Genomic DNA, 16,644 nt, shown 5'->3' on the forward strand with positions numbered 1-16,644 from the left:
GATCTTCGAGAGCTTTTGGGGAGCGGCAGTGATCCTCTTCCTTGGCCTGTCTACGGGCTGGGTACTGGGCGTAACAACGGGATCCGCCTAAACACCTTCGTCGGTCACTCTTCCCAACTAGCATCGGAGATGCAATGTCCGTCATGATCGAATCCGCAGTTGAACCCATAGTCGAACCCACAGTTGATCCCAGGGTCCGCCCCCAGATGGGTCCCCAGTGCCCTGGGTGCGGGTCTACCGATACGTACATCAGCCACCCAGTTCCGGGCGGCCCCCCTCACATCTGCTGCAACACGTGCGGGGCGCAAAGCGCCATCTAAGGAAGAGGAAAGGCCCGCAATGGTACCTAGGTGCGTATGTGGAGGCCCTCGCCCAGCAAATAGCTTGGGCCACTATGCGGCCTTGTGCGCCGCCTGTGCGGCAAAATTGGAATTCCTGGAAGCAAGGTCGAACTACGAACTCGCGCAGGACTTCGAGACCGTTGATCCATGCCCTGATTGTCGAGGTACCGGGACTCTACGCACCGAGACTCCGGCCTACGGCGGGGGAAAATTGATCTCCACGGGACAGTGTCCCGTCTGCAAGGGATCGAAGAAGGCAAAAGCTCAAACCGATTAGAGCCAACTGAACTGCCCCGGCCTCCTCCCTCCCCCCGAGGGGCGGGGGTCGGGGTTTTCCATTGCCAAAAAACAGGGGGTCAGGCCGTTTTGAGGAGCATCGCCATGCAAGAACGCTGCCTATACGGAATCTGGGTCAACAGGGAACTGAGAGACACTCTGAAAAGGGCAGCCCCGATGAAGGACGAGGAACTTATCTGGGCCACCGAGGAACAAGACTCATCGAGATCGGAGCAGCTCCGGAGACGGATGAGGAGCATGGACAACCCACCGAAAAAACCGCCTTACGACACCCCTCGGCAAGAGCCTCGATCGGAGTCCTGATGCCAAGACTGCCAGCAAATCCCCAAGGGCCTTGGCACAGTGTCAACGGAGTAGAAGTTGTACCGTGCCGCGACTGCGGCCGGTGGACTACCCCAGCAAGGAAGGGCATTTGTTGCACCAACTGTGCCGCTGGGCACCATTTTGTATGCGAGGAGTACGAGAAGCACCAGGTTTTCTATCCCAGGGAGATGTTTTCGCCTGAGGAGATCTGCCCCAAGTGTGACGTTCAGGTCCTTGTTCGACGTGAGTTGTACGAGGAGGGCATCACATTCCGGGGACGGCAATGCCCTAACTCCCACTGCGGTTGGCAAGAGAGCCTCTCGCTCTACTGCCCAACGTGCCGGAGCAGGGACGCAGCTAAGGTAAAGAGTGAGTCAGAGGCATGAGAGAGCAATGTGATTCCTTCGTCGTCGTACCTCCCCAGTACTTCAGGGTCTCCAACTCTGTTCCCGGGAAATGGGTAGAAGGGTTTGTTCGATGTGCCCTAGGAGAGCATCCCTCCAAGGGGATGCACTGGGCCCTTGCAGGAAGAAAATACGCAGGGGATCCGGGGCGGGAATATTGGTTCCCTTGGGGGAAGGCAAGAGTGCCCTTTCAGGCAATCCTGAGGAAGGATTGCCCTCACATGGATGAGGAGGGAGATGGGTGTGGTCTCTTCCTTGGCCACCGCCAGGGCCACAGCCCCGAACTTCTGTCTATCCCTCTCCGCCATGAAACGGTATTCGACGAGGCCCAATACAGGGCCTTCGTACAGGCATACCGGAAGAGCCAGAATCTTGCCTTGCTGCTTGACGCCTTGGGGGCATCCCAGGAAACCCGAAGATTTCTTATTGATATCGGTAAGGAGGGCCAGGGCTTGAGGTCTGAGGCCCCCTCGGAGGGGCCAACAGGAGAGACGTAGTAGATACCAGTGGGCAGCCTCTAGGGGGCTGCCTACAGGTCTAGAGAGTCTCTTGGGTTGGGTATATACCCAACCCCTTACTAATAATGTAGGTGCCCTATTGGGCCCTACGTGACACCTGTGTGACTGGGATCACTGAAATGGAACTCTGATGGCTGGCAAGCCTGTTTCCAATGATCGAGGACGTGTCTGTTTAGGCTGCGGGAAGTTCCTTTCCTGGCACGATTTCGATGCCCAAGTCAGCGGCCACCGTGGGTATCAGGCCCAGTGTCGACGCTGCCGCAAGCGTCAGCGGTTCTTCTCTGTACGCATCAAAGGTAAGTCCTAGCCAGAGCCCTTGAAGGCCCATTAGAGGCCCTCGGGGGCTCTTTTGCTGCCCCAGGGTGCCCGTAAAGACTCACAGGGCCTCAAAAAGGCACCTGTGAGCTTGCCCCCTTGTGAAACTTCAATACCCGTACACAGTGGAAGGGAGGGCCTCCTGCGGTACCTATCTGACATAACGCTATTCATTACCCCCACCTCTGTATGAGGAACAGACATTCACACACATGTGGAGGAGTTGTGATGACAACTGTTCATCACTCACCCCCTTGAGGGGTGCACTCCTACCTATCGAGCACCCGGTGAGAGCACTGATCCCGCTTGCCTCTCAGCGCATATAGGGCGAATGCCATACCTGCATAAGGCATACATGCATTGCCCATTTAGCACTTACATGCCGACTTGTCTGATTCGAATATAACGACGAGATAACGAAGTTGCCAGAACATGTTGTACTTGAGATGTGCAAGTACATGACCGCCATGCCCTTTGACCTGGTGTTATTCAACCCCTCGCGTGCGCGCTTCCTTCTCGGCTAGCGGAAAGGGGAGGTTGCCAAAACATGTGCCGTGGTTGCTTACTGATGACGCACCAACCGCACAGCAACACAGCGCGGAGGGGGCACAGCACAGAAGTAAGCGGCCGGAGGAAAGCCCCTCTCCATAGATGGGGGGTCAGTACAAAGCGCCCGTTCGTTCCTTGAGAACTCAACAGTGGACGCCAAAGAGAATCTGTGCCCTGTACGTAGGGGCACAGCCAACTCATCCGGGAGCGGGTGGGAGCCGCCCTAAGAGCTGATCTGAGGGGGTATCTCAGGAGCCAATGCCTGAGGCGTGCGGTAGATGGATGGCAGGCCCTTAGAGGCTGGTCTACCGGCGCTCCCAAAAGCCATGTCCCTCAAGACAGAACCCTTGCGATGACTGCCAATGGCAGTACAGCAGGTGTGAGGTGAATGCGCCCCTAACAAGGGGCTCCCACTACGCAGGACTTAAGGCGTAGGCGTGAACCTCAGAAAGCACTTCAACGTTTCCTACGGCACACGTGCTCAACATGGCTACGGCCGGACAGATGAGAGGCACGGTGACTGATACTCACCGGTCTACTGAATCAGTCCCTACGTACCTGACAGCACGTGTACCGGGGGAAGTGTCGGAATGGCACTGAAAGGGCCCCACGGGGCCGTATGCAGAGGAGGTACGCCCTATGACCACAGCAGTACGGGCACGAGGAACTATCAAGCTCAATGACTACTCGTTTCAGAGGGAATACCGGTATCACACTCACTTTGTTGTGAGTGTCTGTAATGGCAGGGAAATGCGTTCTCACCCCGCTACAGGGTGGGCCCATGCAATCGCCTTAGTAAGTACCTTGGGGAGCAATGTGGGGCTGACAGGTGAAGTGATGCGCTGTAAGGCATCTGTCTTCCAGACAGGCTATGGGAATGTGCGCGGCACCAATTTCAGGGTCACTCCTGTCTGAGCGTAGGGGTATCGAGCGCACGGCCTTCAGGGGCCGTGCGTTGGCTTACCCATTACGAAAGTCGTAGGGGTACAGGGGAAGGAACGGCAATGCTAGATGGGTTTTGGAAGTGGGTTGAGCTCCTGCTTAAGGAGTTGGAGGAGGCCAAGTCCGCTAGTGACGTGATGGCCATTCTGAAGAACGAGCAGAGCGTTACGGGTGCCTTCTTCCCTGGTTCCGGAGGTGACGAAACCGTGTGGGATGCGCTGGAAAAGGCTGGGTGGGAAGTCATCTGGTCTAAGGCGGACCACCACTACGCAATGCGTGCGCCGGACGGTACCGCCATTCAGTACGTGGAGGGTGATGTCTACCTGTACGAGGGAAAGGGCTAAGTCCGTGTGGGAAAAGGGTAAGTGCATGGGATGGCCTCCCCCTAAGGACGATCCCTGCGCAAATGACGCCACCATTGTGCTGGTTAATAGGTACGACATGACTTCTGACTGGTGCGCTGATTGCGCTATGCGGGGTCCGACGGCCGGAATGAAGTTCCGGCCGTACAAGCAGGATGGTGGGCAGACGAATGGATGATGACGGATTCAAGCTTGTATGGAAGCTCTTTGTTCTCCTGGTAATGGCACTCGTCGGCTTGTGGATCGGTGCTAGCTGGGATAGCGGAGACAGGGCTGAGAGGGAGAGGTTAGACCCCTACTCGGAGTGTTACGAGCAACGGGAGTTTACGGGTATGCGGGACCCCTACGGGGAGTGCGTGGCTCGCCTTGTGAGCGAGCGTCGATAGCTGGATGACTGGCTTTGGTGAGGCGCGTAGCAGGAGTGAGGCTACGTGCCTTTGCCATGTCCGGTTAGTCGGTAACCGGCAAAGGGGGGAGTGGAGAGTGTCCTACACCTATTACGTGTGGAACGAGGGCGGAGACATGGTCTCCGGACCGCACAGAAAGTTAGAGGTAGCGGAGCGTTCCGCAGAGAAGGCGCGTAAGGAATGCGCGGGAATCTGTGAAACAGATGGGGAGGAAGAGACGCCCGGAAGGGGCAACTTTCGGTGCGGAGTGATGAACCCTCACGGGATATCCATTCAGGCGGTAGACAGCGACGGAAATGATGCATCCCGCAACTATGACGCTGGGGTTTAGGTGTGGACAGTCAGGGGCTAGAGGGGCTCATCTACTACCGCCCCCGTAGCGGGCGGTTAGTCGTGGGCAGGGTACTGGGATTCGGTAGTGACTCTCTCGGCACCTATGTGCGCATAGGCGTAATCCATACCGAATCCCCTGCATTCCGTGTGGGAGTGCGGTACCGCATAGACACAGAGTCTGACATTGCCTGTGAGCGCACCAATCCAAAGGAGCTTCAGCATGCGTAAGACCTGGATTTCTGTAGGCACCCTCCTGGCAGTAGTCGCCGTGGTACTGGCGTTCATTGTGGGGAAGTCCTACGGCGACGGTACGAGGACTCAAGTGGAGGAATGTTCTTTGACGCTTTATGAGGATGGCTCGGGCGTCAATGAGGATTCTGACGGGAACCTCTGCGTCAACGCAGAGGGATGGGTTCTAGAGCCTCCGAAGTAGAGCCGTATTAGGTATCGGATGCTCGGGCTTCTCCGAGCGTCCTTTTACCTACTGCGTCCAGCGGTAGCTAGGGAAGGGGTTAGGGAATGCGGCAGGAAGATTTCGATGCAACCTACTGGCAAGGGGAAGCAGAGAAGAGAGGGGAAGAATTTCTGATCAGAGTTGCAAAGGTTGGGGGCGGGACCTTAGGACGAAGGTATGAAGGATTCTGGGAATACTTGGTTCTCAGACACAGGGGTACCCCTCTCCGAACTCAGTGGGACGTTGTTGCTAAGGGGCCGGACCTGCATACAGGGACTGCCAAAGATCACACAGAGGTAATGGAGATTGTTCGGGAACTCATTCTCGGGGACGAGGAACTCTGATGTACCAAGTGGGGGATCGTGTGGCGGTAGTCCGCCCGGACCTTTCCCTGTCCGCCGGAATCGTTACGGCCGTGCGCGGTGAGTACGTAGATGTGAGGACGCTTGCGGGCCTACAGGAGCGCGAACACTCCGAGGACTACGTAACCCCGTACAGGGCCCTACAAGAGCCTCTCAGGGCTCTTTGGTCCCCTGTGTGGGAGCGATTGGCAGTGGCATTAGCGGCTTGAGTGAACGGCTTTGGTGGGGCACGTAGCGGGAGTTGGGCTACGTGCCTTTGCCATATCTGCTCATGAGGAGCGGTAAGGGAAGAGGGAGACTGCAATGGGATTCGCTAGCTACGTGGCTCCGGCCACGCGTGTACTTACAGCAGACAACGGCAAGCGCTTTGAGGTGGAACGGGAGGGGGTATTGCCCCAGGATCTGAAAGCGGGTGATGAAGTGTTCTACTCCTTCAACCGCTTGGGATACGCAACCATTTTGGCGGTAGGTAGGACGTTCCTAAAGCCTCACCCATGCGGAGACGTGGAGTTGACGCGAATAATAGCCTTCTGGAATCCCGACTGCGGGGCATCTGAGTGGCGGGTTTCGCAGTCAAAGTTTCTCCGCATCGTTCGTGAGGTGTCGCCGTGACATGGGCTCCTTGTGGGATCAAGGTACGGGGCAAGTTTCCCTGCCTGCTTTCGGCGGTAGTCAGAGTTACGTACTCCTCGGACGGATCAGGCTCTGTCTATGCATGCGGTAAACACACCCTCAAAGCGATTGAGGAGGTGTCCGCAAACGCCAATCTGTACGGTGATGAGACTTTCAAGGTGGTTGCCCTCGGTTCTCTCAAAGAACGACTGCTTGCAATGCGCAGGAAGCGCGATAGGCAAAGGCAGGGCTAGGAACTAGCGGACCGATATCAGAGACAGTGGAAGGTCAGGCACGTGTGCCCGTTGATCACCTCTGCCCCTGGTATCGGGCTTCTAGGAACGGCCTAGAGCCTGAGAGAGGTAAGCGCGTGGACATCAAATGGGTGCCTGGCAGTAACGACGGAACTTGGTACTTAGGTAAGCAGTACGAACCTGACTACCGGGGCTACGTCGTAAGAACTCAGGCGGACGAGAACGACGTTTGGGAGGGGGAAAAGTGGTACGTCTATTACTGGGATTTCGTGCTGGAGGGACACGAGTGGGCTTATGTGGCTGACACGCTTAGGGATGCACAGATGGCCCTTGAGCGGATAACTCCAAAGGGGCACCTTTGTGAGGTGTTCATAAGTCCGGTACTTGGGCACTGCCCAGAACGGGCGGTTTACGTCACTGACAATGGAGAGGGAGAGGCAGGCGAACGCTTGCAGGGGATCTTGTTGTGCGATCCGCACTCAAGGCACGTCATGCCCAAGGAGAAGCGTGTTCCTGTGCACCTCTGGGAAGCGGACTACCGCAGCATTTCCCCCGAAGATTCAGCGATAGTCGGAGAGCGTCTGTCTCCAGCCATGGCTTCCGTAAGGCGGGGCGCGTACCTGTCCGTCCCGGTTGTCTGGGGAGATGACTGGACAGGCTACCGCCTGCGAATTGTTGACCCTGGGTCCGTAAAGGTGGGGAGCCTGGCAGTATTCGGGAAGGGAAATGCGTTTCGGGTTGAGTCAATCGATAAAGTTCCCATCCCAGATGATCCGACAATGATGCGATTCAACTGCAATGGGGGGGCCACGTATCTAGCCACGGGAGGGAGAGCAGTGGCCATCCTCGTACAGGAGTAGAGGCTACTGGGTAGCGGGATTGGGGCACGGCTGGCACTTCTAGGCCGTGCCCTTTTCTCGTGACCTAGCAGAGAGGGAGAGCGAATGACTGAGTACACGCATATAGCGGTTGGCTTTCAGTCGCTGAGTAAGACACGGATAGAAGTCGAATGGACTCCGGACAGATCGGACGTTCGGGTTACGCGGATACCCGCTTGGTGGTTCCGCAGAACCGTAGTTAGGGACTTTCCCCCGTTTCCTCCGGAGACTCCGGAGGATGCCTACTTGGACTACATCGTCAGAGTGGCCCTGGGGTTGGCCAACGGTTCATGGGACTGGACAACAGAGAAGTTTGCGGGGGCCCGTAAATGAGGCCCCGTGATCCGGTACAGAAGATCCAACACCATCTGATGGTGTGGCCCGATACCAAGGGTGTGCGGGCAAAGAGGGAAACGCTCCGCCGGAGGCAACACGGGGACTTTGGCCCTCACCCTCTCCCCTCGTGGCCGAGGAGCTACGGGCGTGCACTCCAGCACGCGCGCAAGTCGGGGGCAGTGCACCCGCCCTTCGGCGCGTTCTCACCGTATGGAGTCCGTATCCAGCCGCTGAAGCGGAGGACCAGGAGGAGGACCGTTGTCCGAGACGTATGAAGTCGGTGACCTGGTGGGCCACTGGAGCCGCCCTGGTGAGGCGGGGTGGGTAGCTGCGGTGCAGCATCACGCCTGGACACCTGAGGGCGTGGTTTTCGGTGTCCAGTGGAGAACGGGGACACGTGTCCAGCAGTACAGCTATGGCCTGTGGCCAGTCGAGAGGGAGGCAGCATGAGCCGAGTCCTCCAGCACCACCAGGACGTGACAGACATATGTGTCCGCGCTGGAGCTGCTGCCTGTCTGACGACAGGCCCTGAGCGGAGAGCCGCCCTGCGGCTGGTCTATCGGTCCCTCGTACCTATGGCCCAGATCTACGCCGACCCCTGGAGGGTCTGGAAGGGGTTCGTGAGTGAGGCAAGTACGGCATTCCACATAACTCAGAAGCGAGGGACCAGTGTCTGACACAGAGCGTCAATCGATCCAAGTAGACACATCGAGTCTCCAAGTCGGAGACGTCGTGATCAATCACGGAATGCGTCTTCAGCTCAGAGGAGAACCGAGGGAGCGAATGACTGGATCCTCCACTGTGTACGCGTGGGAAGGTCTGGTTACGAATCTGGAGGAAGTGAAGGCTGACAACTTCATTCCGCTCCACCGCCTCTACCCTGAGAAGTGGGGGATCGGAGAAGGGGGAGGCTGGGGTATTGACTGGTCTGCCGAACCTACGTGGACCGTACAGGGAAACGAACTGATGACGTGGAATGTGGAGCGTGAGCAGTGTGCCGAAGAAGCCGACACGAACTGAGCTGAAGAAGAAGGCCCAAGAGGAGATGATGCACGCGGTTGCAACTCGCATTGGATACTGGGAAGAGTCCGCAAACTCTGTGTGGCCTGACTGGGAAAACTGGACGGAGGAACAGAAGCAGGAATACAGGGATATACTCCAGGCTCAGGCGGACAGGGTTGCCCGCTTGCTCGGATATGAGAAAGCGTGGGTCAGTTAATGGGTGGGAAGTACATTTCCGCTACGGTCACGTACAAGTGCGATAGGTGTAGGGAAGACTTCGATGTCTTCCTGAACCTGGACCGTTCAGAAGATCAATACACTCTGAGTTCGTATGAGGAGCACGAGGACTGTCCTGCGGAGGACTGACCTTAACTGAGTTGCTTTGGCAGAGGCCGGACCCAATCGGGGGTCCGGCCTTTCCCATGGCCACTCACAGACAGGAGGACATACCTAATGGCTCGAAAGGTTGTTGTGACAGACATGTGTGATGCCTGCGAGAAGAAGGGAGAGGAGACAGAGGCGACCCGAAAGTTTCCGTTTGGGCCGTGGAAACTCCTCTTCTGTGATTCCCACTATGACCGTTGGTACGAAGAGGGTGAAAAGCTGTGGGGCCCTCCCAAGGGAGCTAGGAAGGTGGCTTGATGGACGAGGAGCAGGAAGAGAAAGCGAAGCAGCTTCCCACTTTCGAGGACATGGCCTACGGGCCCATGGGCAAGGCCGTACGTAAGGCCATGCCTCACACAGAGGGAGACCCCGTTGCGGTCTTGGCGGTCCTCCTGGCCCTCTTCTCGGGCCTGGTCACTCCTTATGTGACACAGCCAAGCGGGAGGCCCTGTGTCGTCTGGACAGCACTTGTCGGCCCCTCGAATCAGGGGGCCAAGGGATACGCCTATAACACAGGTCTACGAATTCTTGGAAAGCCCTTCGAGCGCATCCTCAGGGCGGTCAAGCTTTCGGCTATCCACTCAGGCCCCGGTCTGGTGTCAGTGTTGGCATCAGATCAGCGGTCCGCATTTCCCGGAAGGATGTACCTCACCTTTGAATGGTCCAACGATATGGGCCGGACCAACAAGTGTTCTTCCTATGGTGAGGTGATGATTAATATTTGGGATGGGGAATCGATCTCCAACACCATCAAGGGCAGAGGTCCGGGGGCGGAGCCGGTTGAAGAGTACGTAGCGAACCCTCTAATGGGCTTCCATGCCCACGTACAGCCCAGAACCCTTCAGCTTGCTGTAAAGCCCCAGAGGGCGGCTACAGGGCTCTACAACAGGTTCCTGCTCTTTTCCTGCAAGCGTTCCCAGCGTATCTCTGAGCATGTACAGAGACCCCTTGACGAGATCAAGGCAAGTAAGGCCCTGGCAGATGCTTTCCGCTGGGTGATGGAAGAGCAACCGGCTATGGAGTGGAGTAGCGAAGCGGTCGATGCACTGGATGAGTTGCATCGGAAGTATGACGCTCTGATCGATGAGCTTCCCCCAGAGACAGGCGTGTTCATCGAAAGGTCCGTCGAACAGATCAAGCGGGTAGCAACGGTTCTGGCTGTTACTCAGCAACGAACTGTCATTCCTGCTGCCGCACTGAGTGCGGCAGAGGCCATCGTCGACTACGCAGCACAGTCGGCTACTGAGGTCATGGGAGAGCAGCCTTCCACCCGTTCCAGGGCACGGCCGTTGCCTGAACGAATCTTGGAGATCCTCGCGAAGAATGGGGGAGCCATGACCCGTTCGCAGATGGTGACCGCACTTGGGGGAGGGCGGGTGACGAAGCAAATGCTTGATGATGCCTTGAAGCTGCTGCCTCAGGTGAGGGAGACTCTCCTGCCAGCTGAGGAGGGAAAATCGGGACCTCGTACCAGGGAGCTGCGGGTAGTGGCTCCCTCGGAGGGGGGCAGGCGTCCGGCCCTGCGGGTGGTCCCGCAGAACTCCTTGCCGACGAGCCCTGTCCGGCGGCAGAAGCCCCCGACTGCTACAGCCGTAAGGGCAGCGGGGAGGGCACCAGCCAAGAAGAAGACAAGGCCCAAGGGGAGGGGGATCCCACAGACAGCCTTTTCTCACCTGATCTGAGGACGGATCTTCCGGGAAACTAACCGACTGCTGAATTGGTGTGCTCTAATGGGCGCACTTACACCACTGCTTGAAAGGCAACAAGATCATGGCTCAGAAGGTTGAAGTTACCCTTGTTGACGACCTTGACGGTTCGGAGGCGCAGGAGACTGTTGCATTCGGTCTGGACGGTCGTACGTACGAGATTGACCTGAGCGGCAAGAACGAGAAGAAATTCAGGGACTTTCTGATGAAGTACGTGGAAGCCGGACGCCGTACTGGGGGCAAGGCACCCAAGGGCACGAACCGCAAGGCAGCTGCGGGCGGCAACAGCGAAACCGCAGCGATCCGGGCATGGGCCAAGGAGAACGGTCACGAGGTGAGTGCTCGTGGGCGCGTCCCCGCTTCCATCCAAGAGGCATACAAGAAGGCCAACGCCTGACCACCTCCAGCACCACCAGGACGACCACCAGGGCCCCCGCCACCAAGGCGGGGGCCCATCGTGTACCCCTGTGCTGAACGACCCCCTGAGGGGCGACAGTTGGGGCAGGATGAGCAGACAGCAGAGGAGCGGGAGAGCATGAACGAGAGCCTGAGGCCGGACGAGCTGACAAAGGGCACCGTAATTATCGTTGAGGATTCCAAAGAGCGTCCCTCCATCACCTGCACTGTGATGGGTGTTGAGAAGGCAGGGCGGTACTACCTGGTGTCCACGGAGGAGCTGGAATTTCCCCTTGCAGTGGAATCCAATCAAACCGTGGTCCTGGGCGAGGCGTAGATGTACGACGGAAACTGTAGAGCCTATCTGGTAGCGCTGAAGCTGCAAAGATGGCCCGAATGGTATCTTTCCATCCTTGGGCTCTCAGTCCGATACGGGGAGCTTGCCAAGAAGATGGAGGAGTCATCCGCTAATGACCTGAGGAACCAGGCTTTGGGTATGAGGGCAACTCTCCTTGCCTATCTGAAGACAGACCGATACCGCCCTCTGAATAAAGAAGACCCTGAGAAGATTCTGAGGAGTCATGAGGCGGAGTACCTCAAGATGTACCAGGAAGACAAGGCAGAGGAAGCGAGGGAGGTGCGATGAGTGTGGATTACTCCAAGTGGACTGTAGTGGCCAAGAGGCACCACCACGAAAGCCAGCCGAACACGTGGGTGCCAATGGCAAGGTTTGCCGACTCCTCTGAGGCAGCCATGTACGCGGAGTCATTCTCAGCAAAGTACGGGGTTGAGCTTCTATGGGCTCAACCTTCCTCGGCAGGACTGACCCTGGCACTGTACCGAAATGGCTCATTGTTGGATGAGGCTGAGTGGGACGGTAAAGCGGAGGTAGAGCAATGAGTGAGGAAAATATGCCACCCGAAAGGACGTAGTCCTTATCTGTGAGGCTCACGAATATGACCTTCGAGCCGTAGCGGCTCGACTGGCGCAGGAGTCGACTAAATAATGTACTGCCTGAACTGCCGTAACGAACATGCAGAGGAGGCGAGGGAGTACCACCAGGCCCCTTGCCATGCCTGTGACAGTGATGGACATTCCCCCTGTCAGTGCGCAGGGATCCAGATTATTCGGCGGATGAACGAAGGCTGAACGCAAAGAAGGCCCCCTCCCGAAAGGGAGGGGGCTTTTTTATTTGCTCAGATCACCAGGGCCTTAACCCCAGTTGATGTCTCGGTCAGGAGCCGCAGGAGGGGTCTCCTGAAGGGCCCGAGAGGTCTTGCCGTCCTCGATCCGCTGTGCCGCCTCACCAAGACCGAGGACAGCAGCGACGAGGGCCAGGATGGCAACGGTAGGGAGGTCCGGCCACTGGACCAGAAGCAGGGGCATGAGCGCGGTAGCAACCGCGTAGATACGAACGGCGTGCTGAGAAACGATGTTGATAGAGCATCACTCCATAGATAGGTGAGTCAGAGGTCTAGGGGAGTCAGGAGAGCCCCTAGGAGAAGAGCCGGGACCAGGTGGAGGGCCCGGGGTAACCGTCTGCGTCGGCCCCCTTCCAGCCCTGGGCAGTCTGGTAAGCCCGTACCGCCGTGCGGTCCGAGTTGGTCCAAGAGGGCCCGGGGCCCTGGGAGTAGTACCGCCCGTAGCCACGGGCAACGAGCTGCTTGCCGAGGGCAGTCACGTGGATGTTCTTCGCCCCAGGCCGGAACCAACCGGCCCCGGGGAACGGGGGAGGAGTCGGCTTCGTCGGAGGCTTGGGCTTCTCCTCCTGGTCCTGGTCCGCATCGAGGCGAGCCGCCACGTCCCGCCGGAAGGCGGACATGGAGAACGAGGGGTCCACCTTCCTCCGAGTTCCCTCACCGTGCCCGATGACGGAGTCAGCAGACCAACCGTGATGGCGACAGATCGCAGTCGCCCAACGGACAGCAGCCTGATACTGGGCAGTTGGGTACGGGTCCTTTCCGTCTCCCTTGTTCTCGATCTCGATTCCGTAGAGGTGCCGGTTTCCGTCAACCGGCTCTGAGGCAGCAGGCTTTGGGTGAGTCTTGGACTCATTCAGGACAGCATCAAAAGCGTTCTGAGCAATGGTGCCCGCGTGATTTGCACGGCCGTGGCCCACCATCGTGGCTGTGCCAGTCTTGCTCAGGTGCGTATGACACAGAGGCCCAGGAAGATCCGTCGATCCCCTGGAGCAGAAGCCCAGAGAGTCAGATCCCGCAGTGTGATGGATCATCACACCATGCATAGGGCCCCAATCTCCCTTGTGATTCCGGTTGTGAGTCCGCCAACCTGGATACTCCTTTACATTCACCCCCTCAGCCTTGAGAGCCTTTACGAACTGATCTGCGGTCATAGGTGTAGCCAAATTAGTCCTCCTGTGTGAGTCGTACGAGAGAAAGTCGGGCAGGGTCGAGGGCAGTGAGTAGCCCGATGAGTCGGGCGTTCTCAGACTCGATACGTGCAAGACGGTTCTTGATCTCCGTCAGATCTCCGGCAAGCCTGTCGGCTCGCTCTTTCTGAGCTTCTGCCTCTTCTCGCCAGACCTTTGCGGTATTAGTCCGCAGGCTGGCAATGACCACGATTACGGCAGCGGAGACAGTGGCCAGACAAGCAATGAGAGTTGTGCTCTGGGAGAGGTCCATACGCCTCCGATGGGCAGCAGTAGAAGGCCCCCGACAGGAGTCGGGGGCCTTTCTCGTTTGGTGAGCTAGGACATGAGGATGGGCGTAATCCGACTGGCCATGTGGGCGTAGCCCAAGTCAGATGGGTGGACCGAGTTGGTACCAGTCTGACCGGCTGCGGCCGGAGTTCCCCAGTATCCAAGGGAGTTCCAGTAGTCCCATGAATTGCGGCCGATCGCCCACATGTTGACGAAGGCAGCTCCGTAGGACTCGGCCAGACCTCGGGCCCTCACGGCGTAGTCCTGGTACAGGTAATTGACCGTGTCATGCTTCCCAAGGTGGGGCAGCATCAGCATGACGTCAGTCGCCCCGTTGTTAGCGTTCTTGACTGCCTGAATGTACCGGGCCACAGAGTTAGCCCATGCGTCTCCAGTCGTTCCAGCAGCAGCATCGTTAGGGCCTGCTGTGAAGATGACTAGGTCTGCCGGGAACATCTTTCCGCCGTTCCAAACGGCATTGAGACCTGCATCCGTTGCATCGCCGTAGTCCTTGGCTTGTGCCCCTGCCTTGGCAAGGTTATCAACGACAATTCCTGAGGTGTTCTCTCCGCTGACACCCATGATCGACAGGTATTGCTTTGTGCCCGAAGAGGTGCCATCCCATGTGAGGGTGACAGTGTGATCAGTTGGGACAAGGCCCGTCACGGTAGTCACCTGAACTGCGGCTACAGCACCACCAGCATTGGCAACGGTTACAGGTGCGGCAGCATCGATCGTGTATTTGTAACCGGCCTTCGCATTGGGCCCGGTGAGTGTGTAGATCTTGACAGTTGAGCCAGTGACCTTGAATGTCATGGACGAACCTGTGGTGTCTGTGATGACGTAGCCAATGCCTGGTCCGTAGGTGCTGGCTCCAGTGGCCCAAGTGCCGGTCTGAGTAGCAGCAGAGCTGTTGGCAAGCCATTCTGTGATTGCAGGAACGGCGTCCGGCTTACCGACCCAGGACATTGAGCGTGAAGCGGTGAAGACTCCACTTCCGCCGTTTCCATACTTCGCCTGAAGTGCTGTACGGGCTTCTCCCACCCAGCCTTTGGAGTGGAGGTCACTGGCAAAGTACCCCTGTGAAGCAGAGCCACCAACAACAACTATGCGTGCCTTACCGCCTGTTGCGGCGGCATCCCTCTTGGGCTTCCAGAACTCGCCCCAGGAGGGCGGAACGTAGATCCCCTTGGCTGCATAGTCAGTCTGAGACGTCTTGGCATACGTCTGGAGAGGTATACGAGCCTCTGAGTAGTTGGTGCCCGCTACGGTCGTAATGTTTGTCCCGAGCGTCACGCGCTCGGATGTGCCATCGTCGTACAGCCCCTTTGTGAGAGCATGGAGATAGGCCCCGTCGAGACTGACGTCACGAGCCTTGGAGATCCGAACTCCGTACTGAGGACTGGTATTTGCAGTGCCCTGGTCATCAGTACCCGTGTAGCAGGTAACGCCCTGAACGACCACAGGAGCACGGCCGAGGAGGGCAAGGCCGCTGTAATTTCCGCCTCCTGGTCCTCCGTTACGGCCATCTCTACGGGTCATTAGGGAATTGATCAGGAAGGCGGCGTTGCCCGAAGCATCAATCCGGACTCCATCATGACCACACCTATCAGTGGAACAGGAGGTCATCACCATGGAGCCACTGCCAGGCCAGTTACCCCAATCTCCTGTGAAGTGATAGCCGTGGCTACCAGTCCACTCCACTCGGCAGCCCATCAGGATGGTGTTGGCGCAATTGGACAACTTGATACCTACGGCGGAGACACCGATCACCTGACAGTCAATGAGACTGAGGTCTGTCTGTCTTTCGAAGACAATCCCATTCGCCCTACAGTTGTCGATCATCACGGAGTGGAGACGCCAGGAGTACGGCCATTCACCCGCAGGATTGCTTGCAGTGATGACGCCGTTGTTGGGGACCTTGCGGATACACAGGTCCCTCATCACAACGTTTTGGACGTTCCCGCGGCTGTAAATTCCGTCCACCGCACCTGCTGTAAGGCGGGAGCCATCAAGCATGAAGTTGAGAAGGCGCTGTTCGCCATTGATGGGCGGGTGAACCCCATCATCCTGACCAATGATTGTAATCATCGCGATGCCCTTGAAGGAGGGCAGAGCTTGGATGTAACACTCAAAGTCTTCATCCAGCATCCCAGGGCCAACCATCAAGTTTGAATGGCTGCCCATGAGGATTACGCCCGGAGGGAGGTCGAGGGGAGCCGTGATCCCGTAAATCCCCTTGGGGAGGTACACAGTTCCGCCGATTCCGGCGTCATCGATTGCTCTCTGAATCGAGCGGGTGTCATCGGTGTACCCGTCGCCGCGAGCGCCGTAGGCGCGGACAGACAGCCAGTCCACTGCGGAGGGCCTGGAGCCCCCGCCCCCACTACCGGCTCCCTCGGGGAGCTGGGAGACAGGGACGAGTCCCATCTCGTCGAGGGTGGCGAGGCCCCCGGGGCTGCCAGCGCGAGCCTGGATCTCACCCATGATGGCGTCCGTCGTGCCGTGAGGATCGTGGGCGGCCTGGTGGTCACGGAGGAGGGTGCTGATGTCGGGCACCAGGGCAATCCGACCGCCCCCGAAGTCCACGTACACCCGTTCGGGTCCTGTCTCAGGCCCCCCCTCAGGTCCCCAAAATGCCGGGACCATGCCCGCCTCGTCAGCCACCAGCTCGACGAGGGGTACCTCATCGAGGGCCAGGAGGTCAGTGAGGTGAGCGGCTCCAGCAGAGGGACCATCCCAGACGGAGCCGACTGCACCGGGAGCACGGACGCCAGCAGCGTCCTCGGCCGCATCAGCGGCCGTACCGCCATAGAGATATCTGGCTATG

12 protein-coding genes and 1 pseudogene are annotated in these 16,644 nt (G+C 58.1%); 10 read left to right on the plus strand and 3 right to left on the minus strand.

Annotation, left to right across the window (positions count from 1 at the left end; translation table 11 throughout):
- Nucleotides 1-3,731: 3,731 nt before the first annotated feature.
- From OG897_RS08395 to OG897_RS08440, 10 genes are all read left to right on the plus strand, one after another.
- Nucleotides 3,732-4,013, plus strand: coding sequence for a hypothetical protein (locus OG897_RS08395; protein ID WP_266654372.1), 282 nt, complete (start codon nucleotides 3,732-3,734; stop codon nucleotides 4,011-4,013).
- 978 nt (nucleotides 4,014-4,991) lie between these two features.
- On the plus strand, nucleotides 4,992-5,204 hold the full coding sequence (locus OG897_RS08400) for a hypothetical protein (protein WP_266654374.1): 213 nt from the start codon (nucleotides 4,992-4,994) through the stop codon (nucleotides 5,202-5,204).
- 86 nt (nucleotides 5,205-5,290) lie between these two features.
- Nucleotides 5,291-5,569, plus strand: coding sequence for a hypothetical protein (locus OG897_RS08405; protein WP_266654376.1), 279 nt, complete (start codon nucleotides 5,291-5,293; stop codon nucleotides 5,567-5,569).
- Nucleotides 5,570-5,890: 321 nt separating this feature from the next.
- Nucleotides 5,891-6,199 (plus strand): hypothetical protein, encoded by a 309-nt coding sequence (locus OG897_RS08410; protein WP_266654378.1) that lies wholly within the window; start codon nucleotides 5,891-5,893, stop codon nucleotides 6,197-6,199.
- Nucleotides 6,200-6,569: 370 nt separating this feature from the next.
- Nucleotides 6,570-7,313 (plus strand): hypothetical protein, encoded by a 744-nt coding sequence (locus OG897_RS08415; protein ID WP_266654380.1) that lies wholly within the window; start codon nucleotides 6,570-6,572, stop codon nucleotides 7,311-7,313.
- Nucleotides 7,314-8,450: 1,137 nt separating this feature from the next.
- Nucleotides 8,451-8,687, plus strand: a complete 237-nt coding sequence (locus OG897_RS08420) for a hypothetical protein (protein ID WP_266654382.1) — start codon at nucleotides 8,451-8,453, stop codon at nucleotides 8,685-8,687.
- A gap of 623 nt (nucleotides 8,688-9,310) precedes the next feature.
- Nucleotides 9,311-10,735, plus strand: coding sequence for a hypothetical protein (locus tag OG897_RS08425; protein ID WP_266654384.1), 1,425 nt, complete (start codon nucleotides 9,311-9,313; stop codon nucleotides 10,733-10,735).
- Nucleotides 10,736-10,823: 88 nt separating this feature from the next.
- Nucleotides 10,824-11,156, plus strand: coding sequence for an Lsr2 family protein (locus OG897_RS08430; RefSeq protein WP_266654386.1), 333 nt, complete (start codon nucleotides 10,824-10,826; stop codon nucleotides 11,154-11,156).
- Nucleotides 11,157-11,294: 138 nt separating this feature from the next.
- The gene (locus tag OG897_RS08435) at nucleotides 11,295-11,492 is read left to right on the plus strand and encodes a hypothetical protein (RefSeq protein ID WP_266654388.1); all 198 of its coding nucleotides are present in this window, start codon (nucleotides 11,295-11,297) and stop codon (nucleotides 11,490-11,492) included.
- Nucleotides 11,493-11,801, plus strand: coding sequence for a hypothetical protein (locus tag OG897_RS08440; protein ID WP_266654390.1), 309 nt, complete (start codon nucleotides 11,493-11,495; stop codon nucleotides 11,799-11,801).
- Between the two features lie 849 nt (nucleotides 11,802-12,650).
- Here OG897_RS08440 and OG897_RS40790 read toward each other — a convergent pair.
- The 3 genes and pseudogenes from OG897_RS40790 to OG897_RS08450 all read right to left on the minus strand — a co-directional run bounded on the left by OG897_RS40790 (nucleotide 12,651) and on the right by OG897_RS08450 (nucleotide 16,409).
- Nucleotides 12,651-12,995, minus strand: a complete 345-nt coding sequence (locus tag OG897_RS40790) for a peptidoglycan-binding protein (RefSeq protein WP_323188054.1) — start codon at nucleotides 12,993-12,995, stop codon at nucleotides 12,651-12,653.
- A gap of 3 nt (nucleotides 12,996-12,998) precedes the next feature.
- Nucleotides 12,999-13,508, minus strand: a pseudogene (locus OG897_RS40795) (N-acetylmuramoyl-L-alanine amidase); the annotation flags it as partial.
- A gap of 354 nt (nucleotides 13,509-13,862) precedes the next feature.
- The gene (locus OG897_RS08450) at nucleotides 13,863-16,409 is read right to left on the minus strand and encodes a glycosyl hydrolase family 28-related protein (RefSeq protein ID WP_323188004.1); all 2,547 of its coding nucleotides are present in this window, start codon (nucleotides 16,407-16,409) and stop codon (nucleotides 13,863-13,865) included.
- Nucleotides 16,410-16,644 lie beyond the last annotated feature (235 nt).

The sequence above is a fragment of the Streptomyces sp. NBC_00237 genome (assembly GCF_026342435.1).
GTDB lineage: Bacteria > Actinomycetota > Actinomycetes > Streptomycetales > Streptomycetaceae > Streptomyces.

Coding starts and splice junctions, on each gene's coding strand:
- OG897_RS08440 (WP_266654390.1), top strand. CDS start 11,493: ATGTACGACGGAAACTGTAGAGCCTATCTGGTAGCGCTGAAGCTGCAA.
- OG897_RS08410 (WP_266654378.1), top strand. CDS start 5,891: ATGGGATTCGCTAGCTACGTGGCTCCGGCCACGCGTGTACTTACAGCA.
- OG897_RS08425 (WP_266654384.1), top strand. CDS start 9,311: ATGGACGAGGAGCAGGAAGAGAAAGCGAAGCAGCTTCCCACTTTCGAG.
- OG897_RS08405 (WP_266654376.1), top strand. CDS start 5,291: ATGCGGCAGGAAGATTTCGATGCAACCTACTGGCAAGGGGAAGCAGAG.
- OG897_RS08430 (WP_266654386.1), top strand. CDS start 10,824: ATGGCTCAGAAGGTTGAAGTTACCCTTGTTGACGACCTTGACGGTTCG.
- OG897_RS08420 (WP_266654382.1), top strand. CDS start 8,451: ATGACTGGATCCTCCACTGTGTACGCGTGGGAAGGTCTGGTTACGAAT.
- OG897_RS08435 (WP_266654388.1), top strand. CDS start 11,295: ATGAACGAGAGCCTGAGGCCGGACGAGCTGACAAAGGGCACCGTAATT.
- OG897_RS08400 (WP_266654374.1), top strand. CDS start 4,992: ATGCGTAAGACCTGGATTTCTGTAGGCACCCTCCTGGCAGTAGTCGCC.
- OG897_RS08395 (WP_266654372.1), top strand. CDS start 3,732: ATGCTAGATGGGTTTTGGAAGTGGGTTGAGCTCCTGCTTAAGGAGTTG.